We start from the raw sequence: 331 nt of genomic DNA, 5'->3' as shown, positions 1-331 counted from the left end.
TAATACATTGGGACGATTGTTGAACGGATCATTGTACTAATAATTCGATTAGTGATTGTGACGACGAAAAACCAAAGAGACTTGGTTCTCTTTGGCTTACTTTATGTAGTTGATGCATGACTTCAATCCCACTTAGCGTTTTTAGCGCAGTTCGTAGTGATTGAAAACCGCTTGATTTTACTAAGACGTGTTTAATTAACCGATGATCTTGTTCAATCAAATTATTACGATATTTAGAACATTGGTGATTTGCTTTCACCAATAAGCCATCTTTAATTACTTGTTTAATAGCCTTTAAAGTGCCAGCATATTGATCAGTAACCAGACAATC

At 34.7% G+C, this 331-nt stretch carries 1 protein-coding gene; it reads right to left on the bottom strand.

Going from position 1 to position 331, the window contains the following annotated elements; all coding sequences use genetic code 11:
- Nucleotides 1-28: 28 nt before the first annotated feature.
- On the bottom strand, nt 29-331 hold a 303-nt coding region (locus MMY95_RS15740), incomplete at its 5' end, for a transposase (protein ID WP_241277837.1).

The organism is Lactiplantibacillus sp. ME-2 (genome assembly GCF_022549155.1).
Classification (GTDB): Bacteria; Bacillota; Bacilli; order Lactobacillales; family Lactobacillaceae; genus Lactiplantibacillus; species Lactiplantibacillus plantarum.
This window is presented reverse-complemented; position numbering and strand designations above follow the sequence as displayed.